The sequence below is a fragment of the Sutcliffiella cohnii genome (genome assembly GCF_002250055.1).
Taxonomy (GTDB): Bacteria; Bacillota; Bacilli; order Bacillales; family Bacillaceae_I; genus Sutcliffiella; species Sutcliffiella cohnii.
Genome location: NZ_CP018866.1, coordinates 4,554,487 through 4,575,770, shown reverse-complemented (window position 1 = coordinate 4,575,770; position 21,284 = coordinate 4,554,487). Strand labels below are relative to the sequence as shown.

The window sequence follows — 21,284 nt, the reverse complement described above, 5'->3', positions numbered from 1 at the left end:
TTAGGAGAGGAAAGGGAGGAATCAAAAGAGATGAGTGACCTGTTTGCAGATAGAATACCACCACAAAATATTGAGGCCGAACAGGCAGTATTAGGTGCAATATTTTTTGAACCAAGCTCTTTAACCCTAGCTTCTGAGCTATTATTACCAGATGATTTTTATCGAGCAGCACATCAAAAAATATTTGATACGATGCTTACATTATCTGACCAAGGCGAACCGATAGATTTAGTAACAGTTACTGCTAGCTTAGCGGACCAAAAGATATTAGAAGAAATTGGTGGAGTCTCGTATTTAAGTGACTTAGCAAATGCGGTTCCGACTGCGGCAAACATTGAATATTACGCAAAAATTGTAGAAGAAAAATCTATTTTACGCCGTTTAATTCGTACAGCAACAAACATCGCTCAGGAAGGTTATGCAAGAGAAGATGAAGTAGCTGGTTTATTGAATGAGGCAGAAAAGCAAATATTAGAAGTATCACAACGAAAAAATGCAGGTGTTTTTAAAAATATAAAAGATGTACTCGTACAAGCTTACGATAATATAGAGGCAATGCATAATCAAAAAGGAGAAGTGACAGGTATTCCTACTGGTTTCTCCGAATTAGACAGAATGACAGCGGGTTTCCAGCGAAATGACTTAATTATTGTAGCAGCACGTCCTTCCGTTGGTAAAACAGCATTTGCCCTAAATATTGCGCAAAACGTAGCGGTAAAAGCAAGGGAAAATGTTGCTATCTTTAGTTTAGAGATGGGAGCAGACCAGCTTGTAATGAGGATGCTTTGTGCAGAAGGAAATATAAATGCCCAAAACTTACGTACAGGCCAGCTAACGACAGAGGACTGGGGAAAACTTACGATGGCAATGGGTAGCTTATCAAATGCTGGTATATACATTGATGATACACCTGGTATTCGAGTTAGTGAAATTCGTTCTAAATGTCGTCGTCTTGCACAGGAAAATGGATTAGGGATGATTTTAATTGACTATCTACAACTTATACAAGGTAGTGGTCGAAATGGCGGAGAAAACCGTCAGCAGGAAGTATCAGAAATTTCTCGTTCATTAAAGGCATTAGCTCGTGAATTAAAAGTACCTGTCATTGCATTATCGCAGTTATCACGTGGCGTAGAGCAACGTCAAGATAAACGTCCAATGATGTCTGACATTCGTGAATCTGGAAGTATTGAGCAGGATGCTGACATTGTAGCTTTCTTATATCGTGACGATTATTATGATAAGGAAAGTGAAAATAAAAATATTATTGAAATTATTATCGCGAAGCAACGTAACGGTCCAGTTGGTACAGTATCGCTAGCATTCGTAAAAGAATATAATAAGTTCGTTAATTTAGAGCGGCGATTTGATGATGAAGCAATCCCATCAGGGGCATAACACCTATTATTAATAGGTGTTTTTTCTTTCTTGTAAAATATTACGAACGAATATATGAAAATACTAAAATATCGTTCGTGTTTTGTTTGACTTGAACGTAAAATATTGATAAACTAATGAATGTTTCAATGAAAAGTATAGTCTACATAAAGTGGAGGTGTACGATCTATGGCATCAGTAGTCGTAGTAGGAACACAGTGGGGCGATGAAGGTAAAGGGAAAATTACAGATTTTCTTTCTGAAAATGCAGAAGTAATTGCACGTTATCAAGGTGGTAACAATGCTGGACATACGATTAAATTTAATGGTGAAACATACAAACTACATTTAATTCCATCAGGTATTTTTTATTATAATAAAATATGTGTCATCGGAAACGGAATGGTAGTTGACCCGAAGGCACTAATCCAAGAATTGAAATATTTACACGACCGTGGAATCAGTACCGATAACTTACGGATTAGTAATAGAGCACACGTTATCTTACCGTATCATTTAAAACAAGATGAAGTAGAAGAAGAGCGTAAAGGTGCAAACAAAATTGGTACAACGAAAAAAGGAATAGGACCTGCTTATATGGATAAAGCAGCACGTATCGGTATTCGTATTGCAGACCTTCTAGACCGCGAAACATTTGAAGAAAAACTAACACGTAACTTAGAAGAAAAAAATCGCTTATTAGAAAGAATGTATGAAACAAAAGGCTTCCAAAAAGAAGATATTTTAGATGAGTATTATGAGTATGGACAACAGTTTGCAAAATATGTTTGTGATACATCAGTCGTATTAAATGATGCACTAGATGAAGGCCGTCGTGTTCTTTTTGAGGGTGCACAAGGAGTAATGTTAGATATTGACCAAGGAACGTATCCATTCGTAACAAGCTCCAATCCTGTTGCAGGTGGCGTCACAATTGGTTCAGGTGTAGGCCCTTCAAAAATCAATCATGTTGTAGGAGTATCAAAAGCTTATACTACTCGTGTAGGGGATGGGCCGTTTCCAACAGAATTACATGATGAAATCGGTGACCAAATTCGTGAAGTAGGTAGAGAATACGGAACAACGACTGGTAGACCACGCCGTATTGGCTGGTTTGATAGTGTTGTTGTACGTCATGCTAGACGTGTGAGTGGTCTTACTGACCTATCATTAAATTCTATTGATGTTTTAACAGGTATTGAAACGTTGAAAATTTGTGTAGCATACAAATATAAAGGTAAAGTAATGGAAGAATTCCCAGCTAGCTTAAAAATTCTTGCTGAATGTGAACCAGTATACGAAGAAATGCCAGGTTGGACAGAGGATATTACAGGAGTGAAAACATTAGGAGAACTTCCTGAAAATGCACGTCACTATGTAGAACGTATTTCACAACTAACAGGTATTCCTTTATCGATCTTTTCTGTCGGTCCAGATCGTTCGCAAACTAATGTAGTACGTAGTGTTTATGCTTAATAGAAATAACCTCTTTTCTTATTTGAAGAAAAGGGGTTTATTTTTTTATAAAAACTATTGCTTTATTTGCCCCAGTTATGATATTATAAAAAACGTCGCTGCTGCTGATACATTATTTAAGCAGTAGATTACCATAATAAGTGCATTAATATTATATGTGCCATTAGCTCAGTCGGTAGAGCACGTCGGAATAAGCTACGAAGCATATGCTTCAGCGTACATGCCGAGATGCTTCTTGAATAATCATCCTGAGGCATGGACGACAAAAGGAAAAGCTTCCTCGAAAAGGTCGCAAACTAACAAAAGTATAAATATTTAGGCAGTATTTATTATATGTGCCATTAGCTCAGTCGGTAGAGCAACGAGCAACGCTTCACCGAAAAGACAGCGAGTTGTACTCGTCGAGCCACTTCTTGGATAAGCTTCCTGAGACGAGGACACAACAGAGTAAGCTCCTTTGAAAAAGTTGCAAAATAACAACAACATAAATATTTAGGCCGAAATTAATATTATATGTGCCATTAGCTCAGTCGGTAGAGCACGTCGGAATAAGCTACGAAGCATATGCTTCAGCGTACATGCCGAGATGCTTCTTGAATAATCATCCTGAGGCATGGACGACAAAAGGAAAAGCTTCCTCGAAAAGGTCGCAAACTAACAAAAGTATAAATATTTAGGCAGTATTTATTATATGTGCCATTAGCTCAGTCGGTAGAGCATCTGACTTTTAATCAGAGGGTCGAAGGTTCGAGTCCTTCATGGCACACCATTGAAATGGCCCGTTGGTCAAGCGGTTAAGACACCGCCCTTTCACGGCGGTAACACGGGTTCGAATCCCGTACGGGTCACCATTATATACATAATGTGCAATAAAGCGATAAAAGAGATTATTAAGAGGTCCCGTGGTGTAGCGGTTAACATGCCTGCCTGTCACGCAGGAGATCGCGGGTTCGATTCCCGTCGGGACCGCCATTTACATATACATTGCATCTTGATTAAGTGACTTGAGAAGTGTACAATGGACAAGTAAATAAGGTTTAGGCCTTTATATAATAATATGGCTCGGTAGCTCAGTCGGTAGAGCAATGGACTGAAAATCCATGTGTCGGCGGTTCGATTCCGTCCCGAGCCACTTATAAAAACACACTAACTATAATCGGTTAGTGTGTTTTCTTTTTTATTTAAAGGGACTGGTAATAAAAGGATTAAAAAAATTATAGGTAGACATGCAAGTTAAAAACAAAAGGTTAATATAAATGGAAAGATTGATAAATATAGAGGATAAGTAGTCTTTACTAGGTAAAATAGAAGCATTTTGTACAAAAATGTTTCAAAAAACGGGCAAATATGACACTAATAATACATTTATGTTACATCTTTCATCCAACTATTCTACTTTTTTATTAAAATATGGTATGTTAGTAAAGTCAGAAAAAATAATGATAGGTATAAAAGACCTATCTTAAAAGATTATTGGATATCAGGGGGAAATACCATGATCAGCCATATCAAAACTTTATACAATACATACCGAAAAAAACTTAATAATATAAAGCCAATCGACTATAAACTAATAAACATAGCAAAAAAAGGTGTTATTTCAACAGTAGCGGTAGCTACATTAACATTAGGTGTTTACACTGCTCACGCTAGCCAAAGTTCTATAGGAACTATATATCACGTTTATGTGAACGGTGAGCGTATTGGTTCTGTTGACGATACTTCTATTCTTGAGAATGCATTAGATTCAAAAATCGATGCAGAACAGAAGAATTTTAAACAGCTAGAATTAACGATTGGAAATCAAGTTTCCTTTATTCCAGAAACTACATTCCGACCGAATGCGGAAAATGAAAGTACTGTAAAAAAAGCAGTAGATCAAGTAGAAGTAAAGGCTAATGCTTCTGCTATTGTTATTGACGGTGAGCCAATCGTTTATTTAGCGTCTGAAGAAGTAGCGGAAGAAGTGATAAAACAACTAAAGCTTGACTTCGTATCAGAGGAAGAACTACAAGAATTGGAATTAAGAAAATCACTTGAAGAGGAACTACCTAAACTTCAAGAAAATGAAACTCGTTTATTAGACGTAGTAATGACAGAAAAAGTTTCAGTTTTATCAAAAGAAATTTTGCCAAAAGAAATATTATCTACAGAAGAGGCTGTTACGTACTTGAAAAAAGGTACACTCGAAGAACAAACGTATGAAGTAGCAGCAGGTGATGTATTAGGTTCTATTGCTCAAGATCATGGTTTAACTACTGCAGAGCTATTAGATCTTAATAATGATATTTCTGAAGACTCTTTATTACGTATTGGTGATGAGTTAAATGTTACAGCTTTTAAACCATTTATACATATTGTTGTAATGAAGGAAATGCGTGTTACAGAAGAAGTTCCATATAAACAGCAAGTAGAAGAAGATAGCAATATGTTAAAAGGTGAAACGAAAGTAAAACAAAAAGGAGAGAATGGAGAAAAGTCTATCCATTCGGTTGTAACGTTAGAAAATGGGAAAACAGTTAGTACTGAAATTAAAGAAGAGAAGGTAACAAAAGAAGCTGTTGACCAAATCGTTTTAAAAGGTACGAAAGTTATCCCTTCTAGAGGAAACGGGACACTAGCATGGCCAGCTTCTGGAGGGTACATTTCTAGTAAAATGGGTTATAGATGGGGACGAATGCATAACGGAATTGATATTGCTAGACCGAGCAATTATACGATTAAAGCAGCTGATAACGGTGTAGTAGAGTTTGCAGGCTATGATGGCGCATTCGGAAACAAAGTTATTATTAACCATCAAAATGGACTTAAAACGCTATACGCTCACTTATCTTCGATCTCTGTTTCAAAAGGCCAAACAGTAGCTCAAGGTCAACAAATTGGAGTAATGGGTTCGACAGGTCACTCTACTGGAATTCACTTACACTTTGAAGTGCATCAAAATGGTGTTGTACGTGATCCACTACAATTTTTAAATAGATAATATAGATAATAGATTAGTAAAAACCTCTAGCATTTTAAAAGTTGCTGGAGGTTTTTTTAACCCTTTATCGTATTTGATATAAGAGGTAGACCATTACAAGAAAAACTTGAACCATGGGTATGAAAAATAGAAACTCCTTATTGCTACAATATTTTACCTTTTAAGATATAGAACCGTGAGTGGAACGGAGCGGAAGACACTTGACTCCTGCGGGAGAAGAGGGAGGCTCGGCTCCATGAAAAGCGTAGGCGTCTCGCTTAGGTCCAATCAAACTGGAGCTTTTCCGCAGGAGATAAATGAAAGTTTGAGCCGGACCTAGCCGCCGAAGCTAGACATCTCCCCGCGGCGACGCACAGGATGTGCTAGTGTCGACCGTGCGACAGGACGTCGCGGTACGGTCGACCAAGCAAGTGTCTGTAGCGAAGTGAAACGACTAACATAAAACTACGATGCTATTCTCAAGGTAGACTTATAAAAGTACCAATAATATTTTCCAAATAGGTTAACTAGATGATTTACAATGGTTGACATGGTAAAGTTAATAGAGAGAAAATGAACACAAATAAAAAAATATAAATAGATTATCGCTAAAGATGAAGGAGAGATACTTATGGATAAACGAATACTAGTAGTAGACGATGAAAAGCCAATTGCAGATATATTAATGTTTAACTTACAAAAGGAAGGCTATGAAGTCCATTGTGCATATGATGGTGAAGAGGCAGTAGAGAAAGTAGATGAGATTAAGCCAGATTTAATACTATTAGATATAATGCTACCTCAAAAGGACGGTATGGAAGTGTGCCGTGAAGTTCGTAAAAAATATGATATGCCTATTATTATGTTAACAGCAAAGGATTCAGAAATAGATAAAGTGTTAGGTCTAGAACTAGGAGCTGATGACTACGTTACGAAACCGTTTAGTACACGTGAACTAATTGCCAGAGTAAAAGCTAATTTACGTCGTCATCAACAAAAAGCAGCAGAAGTAGAAGATGATTCTGCTGAAATTAAAGTAGGTTCTTTAATTATTCATCCAAGTGCTTATATGGTAACAAAACGTGGTGACATGATTGAATTAACGCATCGTGAATTTGAGTTATTACATTATTTAGCGAAAAATATCGGACAAGTCATGACTCGTGAACATCTGTTACAAACAGTTTGGGGATATGATTACTTTGGAGACGTTCGAACAGTCGATGTAACGATTCGTCGATTAAGAGAAAAAATAGAAGATAATCCAAGTAATCCAACTGCAATTGTAACTAGACGAGGGGTAGGGTATTATCTGCGTAATTCAGACCAGGAGTAAACACGATGAAAAAAGTAGGTTTTTTTAAATCAATCCATCTAAAGTTTGTGTTAATATACGTGTTGCTTATATTAACAGCCATTCAGATTATCGGTGTTTATTTCGTACGTCAATTAGAAACGCAGCTAGTAGAAAACTTTTCAACCTCATTAGAAGAACGAATTAATCTTCTTGCCTATAACATTGAGCAAGAAATGAAAAAGACAAGAGATGACACGACAAACACGATCGAAGAAGATATAAGAGGGATACTACAAGATTTTACTTCGGAAGATATATTAGAAGTACGTGTAATTAATAGTCAGAGTAAAGTGCTAGGTACATCTAATCCTTACAACCAATCAAAATACGTCGGTAAGAGAACAAATGAGTTAATAGTAAAACAAACATTAGGTGTTGGGACGCCTTCTAAAAAGTTTGCTATTGACCCTAACACTGGAAACCGAATGCGGATTATTGTTTCCCCGATAAAAACGAACAACCAAGAGGTAATCGGAGCCATATACTTAATTGCTACGATGGAAAATGTGTACGGTCAAATGAGAGAAATCAACAATATCTTTGCGACTGGTACAATTATCGCGTTAGCTGTTACAGCTGCGTTAGGAATTCTGTTAGCTAGGACGATTACAAGGCCGATGTCAGATATGAAAAAACAAGCAATAGAGATGGCCAAAGGTAATTTTTCACGGAAAGTAAAAATTTATGGGGAAGATGAAATAGGCCAGCTAGCTCTGTCTTTCAATAATTTGACCAAAAAATTACAGGAAGCGAATGCTACTACGGAAGGGGAGCGGAGAAAACTTAGCTCTGTACTATCTCATATGACAGATGGCGTTATTGCAACGGATCGAAAAGGAAGAGTTATATTAATTAATGAACCCGCGCTAAAAATGCTAAATGTTCCACGTGAAACAGTGTTAGCAAAGCCGATTGTTGAAGTTTTAGGAATAGAAGAAGACCATACATTTGAAACATTAATGTCCGAACAGGATTCTTTAATTTTAGATTTTAGTAGTAAAAACAGTCCATTAATATTGAGAGCTTCTAATTCTGTTATCCAAAAAGAAACTGGGTTTATTAACGGTTTAATTACTGTTTTGCATGACATTACGGAACAAGCAAAAATAGATCAAGATCGTCGCGAGTTTGTAGCGAATGTATCGCATGAATTAAGGACTCCATTGACTACAATGAGAAGCTATATTGAGGCATTAACAGAAGGAGCTTGGGAAGACAAAAAAATTGCTCCTCAATTTTTGGATGTAACTCAGCAAGAAACAGAAAGAATGATTCGGTTAGTTAATGATTTGCTGAAACTTTCAAAAATGGACTCAAAAGACTATATGCTACAAAAAGATTCCTTTGATGTTGTATCATTTCTAAATCGAGTCATTGATCGCTTTGAATTATCAAAATCTAGCGATGTAACGTTTCAACGAGATTTACCGAATGAGCATATATACGTTTATATAGACATCGATAAAATTACACAAGTGCTTGATAATATTATTTCAAACGCGATGAAATATTCTCCTGAAGGCGGTACAGTTACATTTCATTTAAAAGTACAACAGCAACATGTTGAAATTTGTATTAGTGATGAAGGAGTCGGTATACCTGCAAAAGATCTTGATAAAATCTTTGATCGTTTTTACCGTGTTGATAAGGCGAGAACGAGAAAACTTGGTGGTACAGGGTTAGGCCTTGCGATTGCAAAAGAAATGATTGAGGCACATGACGGTAGAATTTGGGCGAAAAGTGAAGAAGGAAAAGGCACTTCTATATTTTTTACTTTGCCTTTAATTGATAATCAAGAGGATGACTGGACATGACATACGAAAATATTAAATCGATTATATTAACTATACTCGTTCTCGTTAGTTTATTGCTAACTTGGAATATATGGACGTACCAGCCTGCCTATGAATACATCGGAAGAGAAGAACTTATACAAGATGTAGCGATCAAAGATAAATATGATATATCAACGTTAATAAGACCGATGAAATTACTTTTTCATCATGATGGTATACATTACGGAACAGAGGAACAACAGGAAATAGAACGGTTAGTGAAGGAAATAAAGAGGTGGAGAGTTCAAGCAATAGAACAAATTTCTCCGCTAGTCGCACAAGAAGATTTTACTTCCTTTATGCACGGAAAAGGAAAAATTGAAGTAGTTTTACCGGATGAAATCCCTCTATCAACATTAAATCGTTTTATACAATTTCAAGAAGATGTAGATTTTCCGAACGTATCAGTAGATCGAGTAGTAATTGATGTTGACGGGAACAAAGAAAATCCAACTATTCATCTAGTAAATTATGATGAACGTCTTATTTATCGAGCGTTCGTTCATAATTTAGATCTGTTAATGGTTGATCGTAGCTTTTTTGGTCCATCTGTAAGATATGATGCCTATCGTAAAATTGATATTTCACCAACGAAAGACATTTTTGCGCCGTTTGGAGAAAAAAAATTAAATCGCATGCATTATTTTGCAGATCTATACTCACCAGAAAACTTCAAAAATGCCTTATTTAGTGATCCGAGTAGAGTGACTAAAGAGGAAACAGGCTCAGAAGAAGTTTATACGGATGGATATCGACTCATGACCATTGACCAAAACTATGCAAGACTTCAATATGTTAATCCAGTTAATGCGGATGCAATGAATACATCTGATTTTAAAATAATTGAATCAAGTATAGATTTTATCAATGAGCATAGTGGTTGGACAGATAAATATTTATTTGCGGGTTGGAAGAGAGACTTTCGAGACCATACATCTGTGTTTCGACTACATGTAAATGGATATCCAGTTATTAATACTCAAGGTTTGACGGAGATTGTACAAATCTGGCGGAATAACGAAATTTATGAATACGTAAGGCCTTTGTTTGAATTAAAATATACCATTAGAAACGAAGTAGCTTCTGTTACGTTACCAAATTCAAATATTGCATTAGCAGAATTAAAAAGAAATCCTGGATTTGAAATTGAAAACCTACAAGATTTAAGAATTGGATATGAGTTGAAAAGAGATACGATTTATGAGCCGGTATTTATTTTAGAACCGATATGGATGTATCAATATCGTGATAATTGGTATAAAATTAGCTTTCAACCAAAAGAAGACTTAGGAGGAATGTAGAATGGATTGGAGGAAAACAAAAACCATTTTCATCTTTACGTTTCTCATTCTTAATATATTTTTAGGGTATCACCTTGTAGAAAAACGTGAAAGTAGTCAGCTTGATATTATTACAGAAGCATCCATCGAAGAGAAGTTTGAAGTAGATGAAATTATTATAGGTGATATACCGAAAGAATCTGTTAGTGCAAGCTTTTTAGGAGGAATAAGCCGTCCTTTTTCAGAGGAAGATATAGAAATTTTAGAGGAGTTAGGTCAGGAAGCAATTGTGATTGATTCTACTCACTTATTTAGCATGTTTGAGGAGCCTATTGAACTTACTGAAACAAATCTAGAAGCGAGATTGCTTCAAATTTTGACTGAGCATGTTTTATTAGGAGATCAGTATGATTTATGGGCGATAGAGGAAGAAGCAAGCTCCATTACTTTTTTCCAAAAGTATGATAATAAATTTATTTATCGTAATGTAGGTGGTATGGTTGTTTTTAACTTAAATGAGGATAACCATATCGTATCGTATGACCAGACATTTATTGATAATATTGAACCGATGGATGAACCACAAGATACGATTACGGCAATAAAAGCGTTAGAAAATTTATATTACAATAGCGAATTAAAACCTAGTAGTAGTATTACAGACGTGGAGTTAGGTTATTATCCAATTGTTGAACTACCAAATTCTCATATTTTAACGCCTACTTGGTTTATTGAAATAAACGGTGAACAAGATTTTTTTGTGAATGCATTTGAAGGACAAGTCATCAAAAGAGAAAATCGAAAATTGGAGTGAGAAGGTATGAGCATGCAGTTTAGCGTGCTTGCAAGTGGCAGCACAGGAAACGCAATATATGTTGAAAATGATCAGCATTCATTATTAATAGATGCAGGTTTAAGCGGTAAAAAAATGCAAGAACTGTTCGATAAAATTGGTAAAAAAGTAGACGGTTTATCAGGAATTCTTGTTTCTCATGAACATAGTGACCATATAAAAGGACTTGGCGTTATTGCTCGTAAATATAACGTACCTATATATGCAAATGAAAAAACGTGGAAAGCGATGGAAAGTAATATTGGTGTAATTCCTGTTGACCAAAAATTTATTTTTGATACAGGAGCGGCGAAAGCATTTGGGAGCTTGCAGGTTGAATCGTTTGGTGTATCTCATGATGCTGCTGAGCCAATGTTCTTTGCCTTTCATGATGGAGCAAAGAAGTTAGTAGTTATAACCGATACAGGCTATGTAAGCGACCGTATGAAGGGTGTAATAAGTGATGCGGATGTGTATGTATTTGAAAGCAATCACGACGTTCAAATGCTACAAATGGGCCGTTATCCTTGGAGTATAAAACGTAGAATTTTAAGTGATGTGGGGCACGTATCAAATGAGGATGCCGCACTAGCAATGGCAGATGTAATTGGAGATAAAACGAAACGTATTTATTTGGCGCATTTAAGTCAAGATAATAACATGAAAGATTTAGCGAAAATGTCCGTTACGCAGACGCTACAAACAAGAAACATTGTTGTAGGGGAGCAAGTAGAACTGTACGATACAGATCCAACAGTTCCGACACCGCTAGCTTTTGTGTAAAAGTCTTTGGCTTTTGCGCCTTTCTTTTTGGTTATTTTCTCCTTGAAAGCACAGTTGGAAACATACTTAAATTAAGAAGTACTGTCAGGAAGAGAGAGTAAATCGGAAAGTTTTCCTCAGAATAAGCGGATATGTAACGGGCGTTTTTTCTGAAAGGAAGGTTAATACGTGGGATATTATGATCAGCATGTAAAGGACAAAAACAAAAAGCAAAAAGGAAATCGAGGTGGTTACTTAATACCTACTCTAATCGGTTTAGCTTTAGCTGGCTTTATCGTTCTCGTCGCATTTCCTAATCTTTTCGGGAATGATCGGCAAAATCTAGCTGCGATTGAAGAGAGAGAATCGAGACAAAACGGTAATGTGGACAGAATGCCAGCAGAAGTTCGCAACGTTTCAGTAAATGTCTCGACAGAAATAACAGAAATAGTAGATGGAGTAGCAGAGGCTGTTGTTGGGGTAATTAATATTCAACATGCATCGTTTTGGCAAAATGAAGTAGCATCGGAAGAAGGAGAGGCTGGTACAGGTTCTGGTGTTATTTACAAAAAGGAAAATGGCCGTGCTTATGTCGTAACAAATTATCATGTAATTGAAGGAGCTACGACGGTAGAGGTCAGTTTAGTGGATGGAACACGAGTACCTGCCGAAGTGTTAGGAGAAGATCCATGGACAGACCTTGCAGTGTTAGTTATGGAGGATTCACTTGTGACGAAAGTTGCGACATTTGGTAATTCAGACAATGTTCGTACAGGGGAACCCGTAATAGCGATAGGAAACCCGTTAGGATTACAATTTTCAGGTTCCGTAACACAAGGAATTATATCTGGAACGGATAGGAGTATCCCTGTTGATATTGATCGTGATGGGAACCCAGATTGGCATGCAGACGTGATGCAAACGGATGCAGCAATTAATCCAGGTAATAGTGGTGGAGCATTAGTCAATATTCAAGGGCAAGTAATTGGCGTAAATTCAATGAAAATTGCACAAGAAGCGGTAGAAGGAATAGGACTTTCTATTCCGGCGAATACAGTAATCCCAATTATTAACGATTTAGAGGAATTCGGCGAAGTTCAACGCCCGTATTTCGGTGTTAGTATTGGGTCATTAGCTGATATTCCGAGCTATCATTGGCAACAAACATTAAAGCTACCGAACGATGTAAACTATGGTGTTTATATAACAAATATTGCAGGTAATTCACCAGCCTCTCGTGCAGGTTTACAACAATACGATGTGATTGTTGAATTAGATGGAGATCCAATATATGATGTTATTGAATTACGTAAACATTTATATAATGAAAAGCAAGTCGGCGAAGAAATGAATGTGACGTTTTATAGAGGTAGAGAAAGACAAAATACATCGATACAATTAACCGAATCAGGTTATTAAAGGGAGTGTTTTCACTCTCTTTTCCTTTTTAATATAAGTTTTCTGTTTAAAACTTTATTAAGATGTGGATAAGTGGTAACCTAAATGAGGTGAAAATTGTCGAATGAAAGGATTGTGGATAAAATGGTTAAATGTTGTGAAGAACATATCGAACTTGCGATGGAAATGTATATAGATCAACAGGAGGAAGCACCTCCACTAGCACTAGTACCAGAAGAAGAAAAGTTATCAACAACTTGTGAATTTTGTCAAAACGTGGCGACATATATGGTAGGGAACTAATATTCGCCTACTAAATGTGGATAGATTTTGTGGATATGTGAATAACTTTTGTGGACAACCTGTTTGTAAAGTGAGGATTAGTTGTGAATATCTCAATTATTACAATTGGAAAACTAAAAGAAAAATATTTAAAGCAAGGAATAGAGGAATATTTAAAAAGATTAAGTATATATGCGAAAGTGGAAGTAATCGAGCTTCCAGATGAAAAAGCACCAGAACAGCTAAGTGAAGCAGAGATGGAGCAAGTAAAAGGAAAAGAAGGGGAACGGATTTTAAGTAAAATTTCCGATGATACATATGTAATAGCGCTGGCGATCGAAGGGAAGCAACGCTCCTCTGAACAACTTGCTTCTGAAATAGATAAATTAGCAACCTACGGGAAAAGCAAAATAGCCTTTATAATCGGTGGATCGTTAGGGCTGAGTGGAGAAGTAATGAAACGTGCGAACGACACCTTATCATTTTCGAAAATGACGTTTCCACATCAATTAATGAGATTAATTCTTTTAGAACAAATTTATCGAGCTTTTCGAATTAATCGAGGAGAACCGTACCATAAGTAGATAAGGTAAAAAAACGTGGGTATTTCATCATTTTATAAGTAAGAATCTTTGTAAAATAAAAAAAGGCTAACTAACATAGTATATGTTGGTATGTTCATTTTTTTGCATTATAGGTACTTACCCCTCGACACTAAATTTTAGTGTGCTGGGGGCAAGTACCTTTTTCGATTAGAATACAAAACCCACACCAGTTGGTTTTGTACAACAAGTTGTATTAAAGCTCTATCTTTAAAAACAGTATACATATAAGGCTACAAGAGTCTTCGTATTCAAAAGTGTAAACAAGTATACAAACATGCATACTTGTTGATTTCAAGAGATGTATACATTTTTGTAAACAAGTATACGAGAATGTATGCGGTGAAAGGGAAGTTTACGATATGTTTACAGGTTTACAGTTTTGTAATCTTTCATTTTATGCCACAATAGAATCTATTATCCTTTCGTACTATTTTTAAGAAAGATGTTTCATAAAATTCGCAAACGAAAGGGAATGGTAGAAAATGAAATCTAGAATTGCAGCAATTGATGTTGGGAATGACTCTATTAAGGCCATTTTAGGAGAGTTAGATTACGAGTTGAATATACCGAATATTGTGGCAATAGATACGGAAGAACGACCTGTAATTGGAATAGAAGATTTGAATGAAAAAAATCCGTTAGAAGGAATACATATTAAAATTCACTCCCCTGCCCTAAAAGAGAACAATGCAATTTACCGAGTTGGCCATTTAGCTACGAAAAGTAACAATGCAACTGAGCTTGATCCAGGAAGCAGTAAATCAGAAGAAGACCAAACAATAATCATGCTTTTAACCACATTGGCATTAGATGCAGTAAGAGACGAGAATAAAGAGTTCTTCCAAAGAAACAAAAATATTATAGATGCCAACTATACATTAGGTACTGGTCTACCGCTTCGAGAAGTAAAAGAAGGGAAAGATGCTGGATATCGATCCAAATTAATGGGCTCGGTTCACCTAGTAGAGTTTTTAGTTACACCTAAATACAAAGGTTTAAAAGTAAATATTAAGTTTAACGATGTAAAAGTATATCCTGAAGGTTTTGCTGCCTATATTAACCTAGTAATGGATAGCGATTTAAAAGTAATTAATAAAGACTTAATTGATAAACGTATTGTGATTCAAGATATTGGTGGACTATCAACGGACATCGCCGTTATTAAAAATCGAAATGTAGACGATGACAAAGCGCAAGGATTTAATCTTGGTGTGTCAGAATCGCTTGAGGCAATCAGAGAAGAAATTCGTTCGAAACATGGTGTAGAGTTAGATAGTCGGCGAGATGTTGTAGAAATCATAACAAAGAAAAATGACCGAAACCATATCATGGTGAAAGGTAGTCGAACAAGTGTGCATGATATTACCGATCGTATCCTTTTAGAATTAGCGAAAAAGCAGTATCGCTTACTACGTAATACGTGGCAAAAAAATTCCCAAACAGAAATTTGCTATTTTGTAGGTGGCGGATCAAACGTTTTAAAGGAGTACATCAAAGCACTAAATAATAGTTTAGATGGTTACAATATTGACTTCTTTGAAGATGAAAAAGAAAGTATTTGGATGATGGCAAATGCTTATTATAAATTAATTATGGATTTTACGCGAAAAACAGAGCAAAAGAAAAAAGCGAAAGAACCTGTAAAGAACTAGGCAATGGAAAAATCTAATAATGTAGAGGTAAAAAGGGGACAAACGATTTCTTTTCGCATCCCTTCAGATACACCTGATTATTTATTAAAGCATTTGCAGAGGCTAAAAGAGAATGAAAGGAGAAATTTCTCTAGTAAAATAGCGGATTTTGTAATGGAAGGAGTCGGAAGGTCAAGTAAAAAAGAACGAGAGTCTATTACTATTCCCTTACCAAAACGGCTAAGTAAATCACAGCAAGATTGGCTTAAACATGAACATTCCGAAGCATTACTAGGTAGTATTCTCTTTCAATTATTATCCAATCCGGTTCGGGCAACTTCCTTACTAGTATCCTTAAATAGTAGTGATGTTAATGATAATTACACGTTATATTCACAAGAGGAGATGCAGGAATCTATTAAATATGAGGACCACCAAAATTCTGAAGCTACAGAGTTAGCGATTAAAGTGGAAGCAAACGAAATGGATGACGATTTACTATCATTCGATTGGGAAACGGCAAGCCAAAATACAAAAGGACAATTAAATGAGAAGGAGGGAGAAAAAGATGAAGATTTAGAAGATTTATTAGGAGACTTTTTAAATACGATGAATAGTTAATAAGTCTAACAAGAGGCATTCTTTTATAAGAATGAAACTAAACTATTGGAAGAAAGGCTTTCAACAGGGAACGCCGTTCAGGAGAAAAAAATCTCATTATGATTAGATACAGTGAACTGTATCAATAATAAATGGGGTTTTTAAACAAAATAAAAGTTGATATATGTAGTGATAGCCAGAACCATACCTTGAACCACAATCAGGGCGTCCCTGGCTATCTATTAAAAAAAGCACATGTGATTAGTCCTGTTTAAAAAGACTTTATGTTCTTAAGTTGTAGCTGATGAGAAGCATGGATAGGTTTAGGATTCAGGCATTATCCAAACGATTTCTGATAGACGAACAAAGAATGTAGAATCATGCTCTTGAATGACAACATGATCAAGCTTTGCATCAACAACCATTCCACTAACGGAACCACGTGTCGTATCAAGGACGGCCCTTTTTCCTATTAGACTGCGTAGCGCTTCATATACGAAAGGTTCAATGACAATAACTTGCATCGGTCCATTATGTGTTATTTGCGGATTGGTTCGATAGTTATACATAGGGTTCATTCTCTTTCCTCCAAAGTATAGTGCTGTTTTACTTATCACTTTATGAGAGGATAGCTTGACACGTTCTGAGTGCTGTATTCGAAGTGTTTGTTAAGAGATTATATTTAAAGTTGCTTAAAACCGTATCATAAGTAAATGTAAAGTAACAGAAAAAATTATTTTGGTAAAGGAACAAATAAATAGAAAAGAACCTAAGACAAAACTATAGTTAACAAAAATAAACGAGATACCTTTTCATTCTAGATGATGGGTACCTCGTTTTTTTATTTAAAATAGTGCGTTGGACTACGATAAAACAGCATATAAAATCCACATAAAAGTCTGACAAAACGTAGGTAAACCACTTCTTCTACTAGGTTATCTTATTGAATAATTGAACAAAATGTGAAGTTACTACTAGAAAAGATAGAAATATCTAAAAATTTGGAAAAGATCATTGATTTTTCATTCCAATAATTATATCATTATAATTAATTTTCTGAAAAATGGGGGTTCAGCGGTGGTTACTTTTATTGCATCTATTGTGTTGTTAATTGTCGGTTATATCGTTTACGGGAAGGTGGTTGAACGAATTTTTGGCATTAATGACCAGAATTCAACACCTGCCTATACAAACAACGACGGTCTTGATTATATGCCAATGAGTTGGTGGAAAGCGAGTTTAATTCAGCTTTTGAATATCGCTGGAACCGGTCCGATATTTGGTGCAATAATGGGCGCACTTTATGGTCCAGTAGCTTTTATATGGATTGTTATCGGCTGTATTTTTGCTGGAGCGGTACATGATTACTTTTCGGGGATGATATCGCTAAGACATAATGGAGCACAATTTCCGACTCTTGTCGGTAAATATTTGGGCGGTAAAATGAAATTCGTTACAACGATTGTTTCGATTATTTTAATGGTGTTGGTGGCAGCAGCATTTACTGCAGCACCTGCCCAGCTACTTACGCAAATAACACCACTTAACTCTACAACTTGGTTAGTTATTATTTTTGCTTATCTTATACTTGCGGCAATCTTACCAATCAATAAAATAATAGGAAGAGTGTATCCTATTTTTGGAGCTATTTTAATTTTCATGGCTGTATCAATTGGTATCGGAATGTTCTTTTTTGATCATTCAATCCCAAATTTAACGTTAAGTAATTTACATCCAGGAGAAATGCCGATTTGGCCTTTATTAATGGTAACGATATCCTGTGGAGCAATCTCAGGATTTCATAGTACACAAAGTCCGATTTTAGCTCGAACATTAAAAAAAGAAAGTGAAGGTAGAAAAGTATTCTATGGAGCAATGATTGGTGAAGGTGTTATTGCCATGATTTGGGCAGCGGCAGGTATGACCTTCTTTGGTAGTACGGGTGCGTTGCAAACAGCATTGGCAGCAGGAGGTCCAGCTGGGGTCGTTAATGAAATCAGTATTACAACACTAGGTGCATTTGGCGGATTCATCGCAATTTTAGGTATTGTTGTTCTTCCAATTACTACTGGTGATACGGCATTACGTTCCTCCAGAATGATGCTTGCGGAATTATTGACTCAATTGACGAAGAAAGATTTTCATGGGAAAGGGAAAGTAGCTTTACTTATCATCCCGGTATTAGGAACAACGCTATATTTAACTACAATTGATTATAGTTTTCTCTGGCGATATGTTGGTGGAACGAATCAGATCGTTGCTGCGGTAATGTTGTGGACGGCAGCCATGTACCTTGTTAAAAATAACAAGTTTCATTGGATTTGTAGTATTCCAGCTTTATTCATGACAGCGGTAGTAAGTACATATTTCTTCTATGCACCAGAAGGCTTTAACTTGGATTATCGTATTTCTCTGATCCTAGGAATGGTTATTTGGTTGGCAGTGCTAGCTTGGTTTGTCTGGCAACTTATTAAACATAAGAGAGCCAACAACTATGCGGATTCGGAGCTGAAAGTTGGATAGGCATTGCAGATAAACAAGAGAATATTTTGTAAGCTTTCAGGTTCGTTGTAAGTGGACAAAGACCTAGTCTACACTTGCTAAATATTTCTAAAAGTAGTACTATTATCGTGAGTAAGAGTCGAATGCTCTTGCTTATTTGATTATGAATCTTTAAAAAACATTTTATTATAAAGGTAATGCTTTCTAGATTATAAAGCTAGAATTCTAAGCCCGATAAGATTGGAATCCTAATTCCTGTCTTATTGGGCTTTTATTTTGTCAAAATTTATCGGAAGGAAGGGAAAAATGGAAAACGGCCTTTTAATAAAGAAACAACTTCTACAACAATACGTTCAAACTCATAATAAAACGAACAGTATTTCGATAGTGAATGAGCAGAAAGATCCCTTTTTAATCGTAGATTTACAGGGAGATATTTTATATGCAAGTAGGAAAAGTGAAACCGTATTAGGGTACACAAAACCGGAATTGATGAGAATGAATGCCTATACTTTATTATCTTTTGGCTCCTATTTTACAAAGGATAGGGTGACGAGTAGAGTAATTCCCTTTTATAAAAAAAATGAACCCGTTTCAACGGAGTTAAATGTGACAATTATTCCAATCTATGAAAGTGAAGAGCAAATTGGGCTTTATCTTGTGTTTCACACGAAAGACTTCGAAGAGCAAAAAGAAGGAACTTTAAAGGCTGAGGAGGAATGGAAGTCCTTAGTTGATAAAAATACTGTCGCAGCTCAACTAGTAGCTGAATTTTCTCGCGATATTCAATACAATATTACAATAATTAAAGGGTTTGTTGAATTAATAAAAAGAGGATATGGATACAAAGAGTATTACAAACTAGTAGAAAGTGAATTAGCTCGATTAGATTTAGTGTTAAGAGAGCTTTCTATGCTAATGTTGTCTAACAATAGAGATATAGGTATGTATAGTATGAGAGAATTACTTTCCGAAGTACTTACATTACTAAAACATCAAGCATATTTAAATAATATAGAGTTTGAAGAAGAGTTTATATTTACGAAATCTAAAATATACGGGGATAAAAATCAATTAAAACTCATATTTATCTCTCTTTTGAAAAATGCGATAGAAGCTATGCCCGAAGGTGGGAAAGTACTGGTGGAGGCTCGTAATAATGGGGATGATACAATATTAATTCGAATAAAAGATGAAGGTTTGGGGATACCTCTAGATCTATTGGGGAAAATAGGCCATTCCAGATTTACAACGAAAAAAGGTGGAACAGGTTTAGGCCTAATCGTTAGTAGACAAATAATAGATGACCATTATGGTACTATAACATTTGTAACAGACCAAAAAGGGACAGCTGTCGAAATAAACCTACCAGTCTGTGAGTAAAGTATTGCTAGAGATAAAAAAGAATGGTAAAATGAAAAAGACTAATGTCTTACTGTCATTGGTTAACTTTGACTTGAAATTTTGTAACATATGCATGCTATTCAACATATTATTTTAATATAATTTTATAACGTACAATTATTGATTGGTAAATGGGAGATACTATTTTAAATAGACTGTCTTTCCGTGGCCTAACTTCTTATTAGAGGTTAGGCCTTTTTTATTATGGAAAAAAATGTGTATTAACTATTTTTTTAAGAAAAGGAGGCTAAGTCGAGTTGAATATCTTACATACTAAAAATCAAGATACCCTCCTACAGTTGAGTAGTACAATGAGTAAAATGCTTAAAAAAAGGTTTGGTAAAGGTCCAGAAACATGTTTTGCAATTATACATTCGAATAGACTTATCATTTATGTTCGTAAATTCATGACTCCTGCCGAAGAGGTTTTATTAAGCAAAGGGAAAAAGAAACTAGCTATTGCCTTTCGATCAGAAGTAATGGAGCAAGTTTTTGCTGAATACTTAGATGTAGCGTCATTAGCAACTGGAATTAATTTCGACTCTTATTTCAGTGATTGGGATTTCACATCTAACTCTGGACTAATAATATTTGAAATTACTCATAAATTAGGATGGTATGACAGTATTGGTAATACATATGAAAAGGAACAAATTATCCAATCAATAAAAAATGTGAGTTCAAGGCTTCACAAATATCCTTCTAAAATGGAAGTTATCAAGCTTTCACAAAATTTACTAGCAATAGAATGTAACGGTGTGTTGTTACAAGTTGAAGATTTACTCTTTGATAAAGGGCATTTAGATATATTGCACGAAAGAGCTATTGAGATTAAAAGGAAATACTATAACCAAAAAGAATATTTAGAAGAGCAACTAGGTAGACAAATAGGCAGTATATTTATTATTTCGGATTATATTAAGGATCGAAAATATATCATATTCTATTTAACATAGTAATTTTTAAAATAGGCAAAATAAC

General features: G+C 35.6%; 17 protein-coding genes and 4 tRNA genes. 20 read left to right on the top strand and 1 reads right to left on the bottom strand.

What is annotated here, in order from left to right; all coding sequences use genetic code 11:
- The first annotated feature begins 30 nt into the window (after window positions 1-30).
- From dnaB to BC6307_RS22785, 17 genes are all read left to right on the top strand, one after another.
- Window positions 31-1,398: a replicative DNA helicase gene (gene dnaB, locus BC6307_RS22865; protein WP_066417493.1), complete on the top strand. Its 1,368-nt coding sequence runs from the start codon at window positions 31-33 to the stop codon at window positions 1,396-1,398.
- A 168-nt stretch (window positions 1,399-1,566) separates the two neighbouring features.
- On the top strand, window positions 1,567-2,853 hold the full coding sequence (locus BC6307_RS22860) for an adenylosuccinate synthase (RefSeq protein ID WP_066417495.1): 1,287 nt from the start codon (window positions 1,567-1,569) through the stop codon (window positions 2,851-2,853).
- A 693-nt stretch (window positions 2,854-3,546) separates the two neighbouring features.
- Window positions 3,547-3,622 (top strand) — tRNA-Lys (locus BC6307_RS22855).
- Between the two features lie 7 nt (window positions 3,623-3,629).
- Window positions 3,630-3,704: transfer RNA gene (locus BC6307_RS22850), tRNA-Glu, on the top strand.
- 45 nt (window positions 3,705-3,749) lie between these two features.
- Window positions 3,750-3,825, top strand: a tRNA-Asp gene (locus BC6307_RS22845).
- A gap of 87 nt (window positions 3,826-3,912) precedes the next feature.
- Window positions 3,913-3,985 (top strand) — tRNA-Phe (locus tag BC6307_RS22840).
- A 363-nt stretch (window positions 3,986-4,348) separates the two neighbouring features.
- On the top strand, window positions 4,349-5,836 hold the full coding sequence (locus BC6307_RS22835; RefSeq protein WP_084380264.1) for a M23 family metallopeptidase: 1,488 nt from the start codon (window positions 4,349-4,351) through the stop codon (window positions 5,834-5,836).
- A gap of 610 nt (window positions 5,837-6,446) precedes the next feature.
- On the top strand, window positions 6,447-7,151 hold the full coding sequence (gene yycF, locus BC6307_RS22830; protein ID WP_066413577.1) for a response regulator YycF: 705 nt from the start codon (window positions 6,447-6,449) through the stop codon (window positions 7,149-7,151).
- A gap of 5 nt (window positions 7,152-7,156) precedes the next feature.
- On the top strand, window positions 7,157-8,986 hold the full coding sequence (walK, locus tag BC6307_RS22825) for a cell wall metabolism sensor histidine kinase WalK (protein ID WP_066413574.1): 1,830 nt from the start codon (window positions 7,157-7,159) through the stop codon (window positions 8,984-8,986).
- Complete coding sequence (locus tag BC6307_RS22820) at window positions 8,983-10,308, top strand: YycH family regulatory protein (protein ID WP_066413572.1); 1,326 nt, start codon at window positions 8,983-8,985, stop codon at window positions 10,306-10,308. The genes walK and BC6307_RS22820 overlap by 4 nt, the downstream gene beginning before the upstream one ends.
- A gap of 1 nt (window position 10,309) precedes the next feature.
- Window positions 10,310-11,101, top strand: a complete 792-nt coding sequence (locus tag BC6307_RS22815) for a two-component system regulatory protein YycI (protein WP_066413570.1) — start codon at window positions 10,310-10,312, stop codon at window positions 11,099-11,101.
- A 6-nt stretch (window positions 11,102-11,107) separates the two neighbouring features.
- Window positions 11,108-11,902, top strand: a complete 795-nt coding sequence (locus BC6307_RS22810) for an MBL fold metallo-hydrolase (protein ID WP_066413568.1) — start codon at window positions 11,108-11,110, stop codon at window positions 11,900-11,902.
- 168 nt (window positions 11,903-12,070) lie between these two features.
- On the top strand, window positions 12,071-13,300 hold the full coding sequence (locus tag BC6307_RS22805) for a S1C family serine protease (RefSeq protein WP_066413565.1): 1,230 nt from the start codon (window positions 12,071-12,073) through the stop codon (window positions 13,298-13,300).
- 96 nt (window positions 13,301-13,396) lie between these two features.
- Window positions 13,397-13,582, top strand: a complete 186-nt coding sequence (locus tag BC6307_RS22800; protein ID WP_066413563.1) for a CxxH/CxxC protein — start codon at window positions 13,397-13,399, stop codon at window positions 13,580-13,582.
- A gap of 83 nt (window positions 13,583-13,665) precedes the next feature.
- A complete protein-coding gene (gene rlmH, locus BC6307_RS22795) occupies window positions 13,666-14,145 on the top strand; it encodes a 23S rRNA (pseudouridine(1915)-N(3))-methyltransferase RlmH (RefSeq protein ID WP_066413561.1) in 480 nt (159 codons plus the stop codon).
- Between the two features lie 503 nt (window positions 14,146-14,648).
- Window positions 14,649-15,818: a ParM/StbA family protein gene (locus BC6307_RS22790; RefSeq protein ID WP_066413559.1), complete on the top strand. Its 1,170-nt coding sequence runs from the start codon at window positions 14,649-14,651 to the stop codon at window positions 15,816-15,818.
- Window positions 15,819-15,821: 3 nt separating this feature from the next.
- Window positions 15,822-16,418, top strand: a complete 597-nt coding sequence (locus tag BC6307_RS22785) for a hypothetical protein (protein ID WP_066413556.1) — start codon at window positions 15,822-15,824, stop codon at window positions 16,416-16,418.
- Between the two features lie 302 nt (window positions 16,419-16,720).
- Here the strand turns inward: BC6307_RS22785 and BC6307_RS22780 are convergent, their stop codons facing one another.
- Window positions 16,721-16,975, bottom strand: a complete 255-nt coding sequence (locus BC6307_RS22780) for a YuzF family protein (protein ID WP_084380262.1) — start codon at window positions 16,973-16,975, stop codon at window positions 16,721-16,723.
- Between the two features lie 499 nt (window positions 16,976-17,474).
- On the opposite strand from BC6307_RS22780, the gene BC6307_RS22775 reads away from it, so the two are divergent.
- The 3 genes from BC6307_RS22775 (at window position 17,475) to BC6307_RS22765 (ending at window position 21,259) form a co-directional block, all read left to right on the top strand.
- Window positions 17,475-18,920 carry a carbon starvation CstA family protein gene (locus tag BC6307_RS22775; RefSeq protein ID WP_066413554.1) on the top strand — a complete coding sequence of 482 codons (1,446 nt, stop codon included), beginning with the start codon at window positions 17,475-17,477 and terminating at the stop codon, window positions 18,918-18,920.
- A gap of 285 nt (window positions 18,921-19,205) precedes the next feature.
- The gene (locus BC6307_RS22770) at window positions 19,206-20,282 is read left to right on the top strand and encodes an ATP-binding protein (RefSeq protein WP_066413550.1); all 1,077 of its coding nucleotides are present in this window, start codon (window positions 19,206-19,208) and stop codon (window positions 20,280-20,282) included.
- A gap of 278 nt (window positions 20,283-20,560) precedes the next feature.
- A complete protein-coding gene (locus tag BC6307_RS22765) occupies window positions 20,561-21,259 on the top strand; it encodes a Na-translocating system protein MpsC family protein (RefSeq protein WP_066413544.1) in 699 nt (232 codons plus the stop codon).
- The last annotated feature ends 25 nt before the right edge of the window (window positions 21,260-21,284 follow it).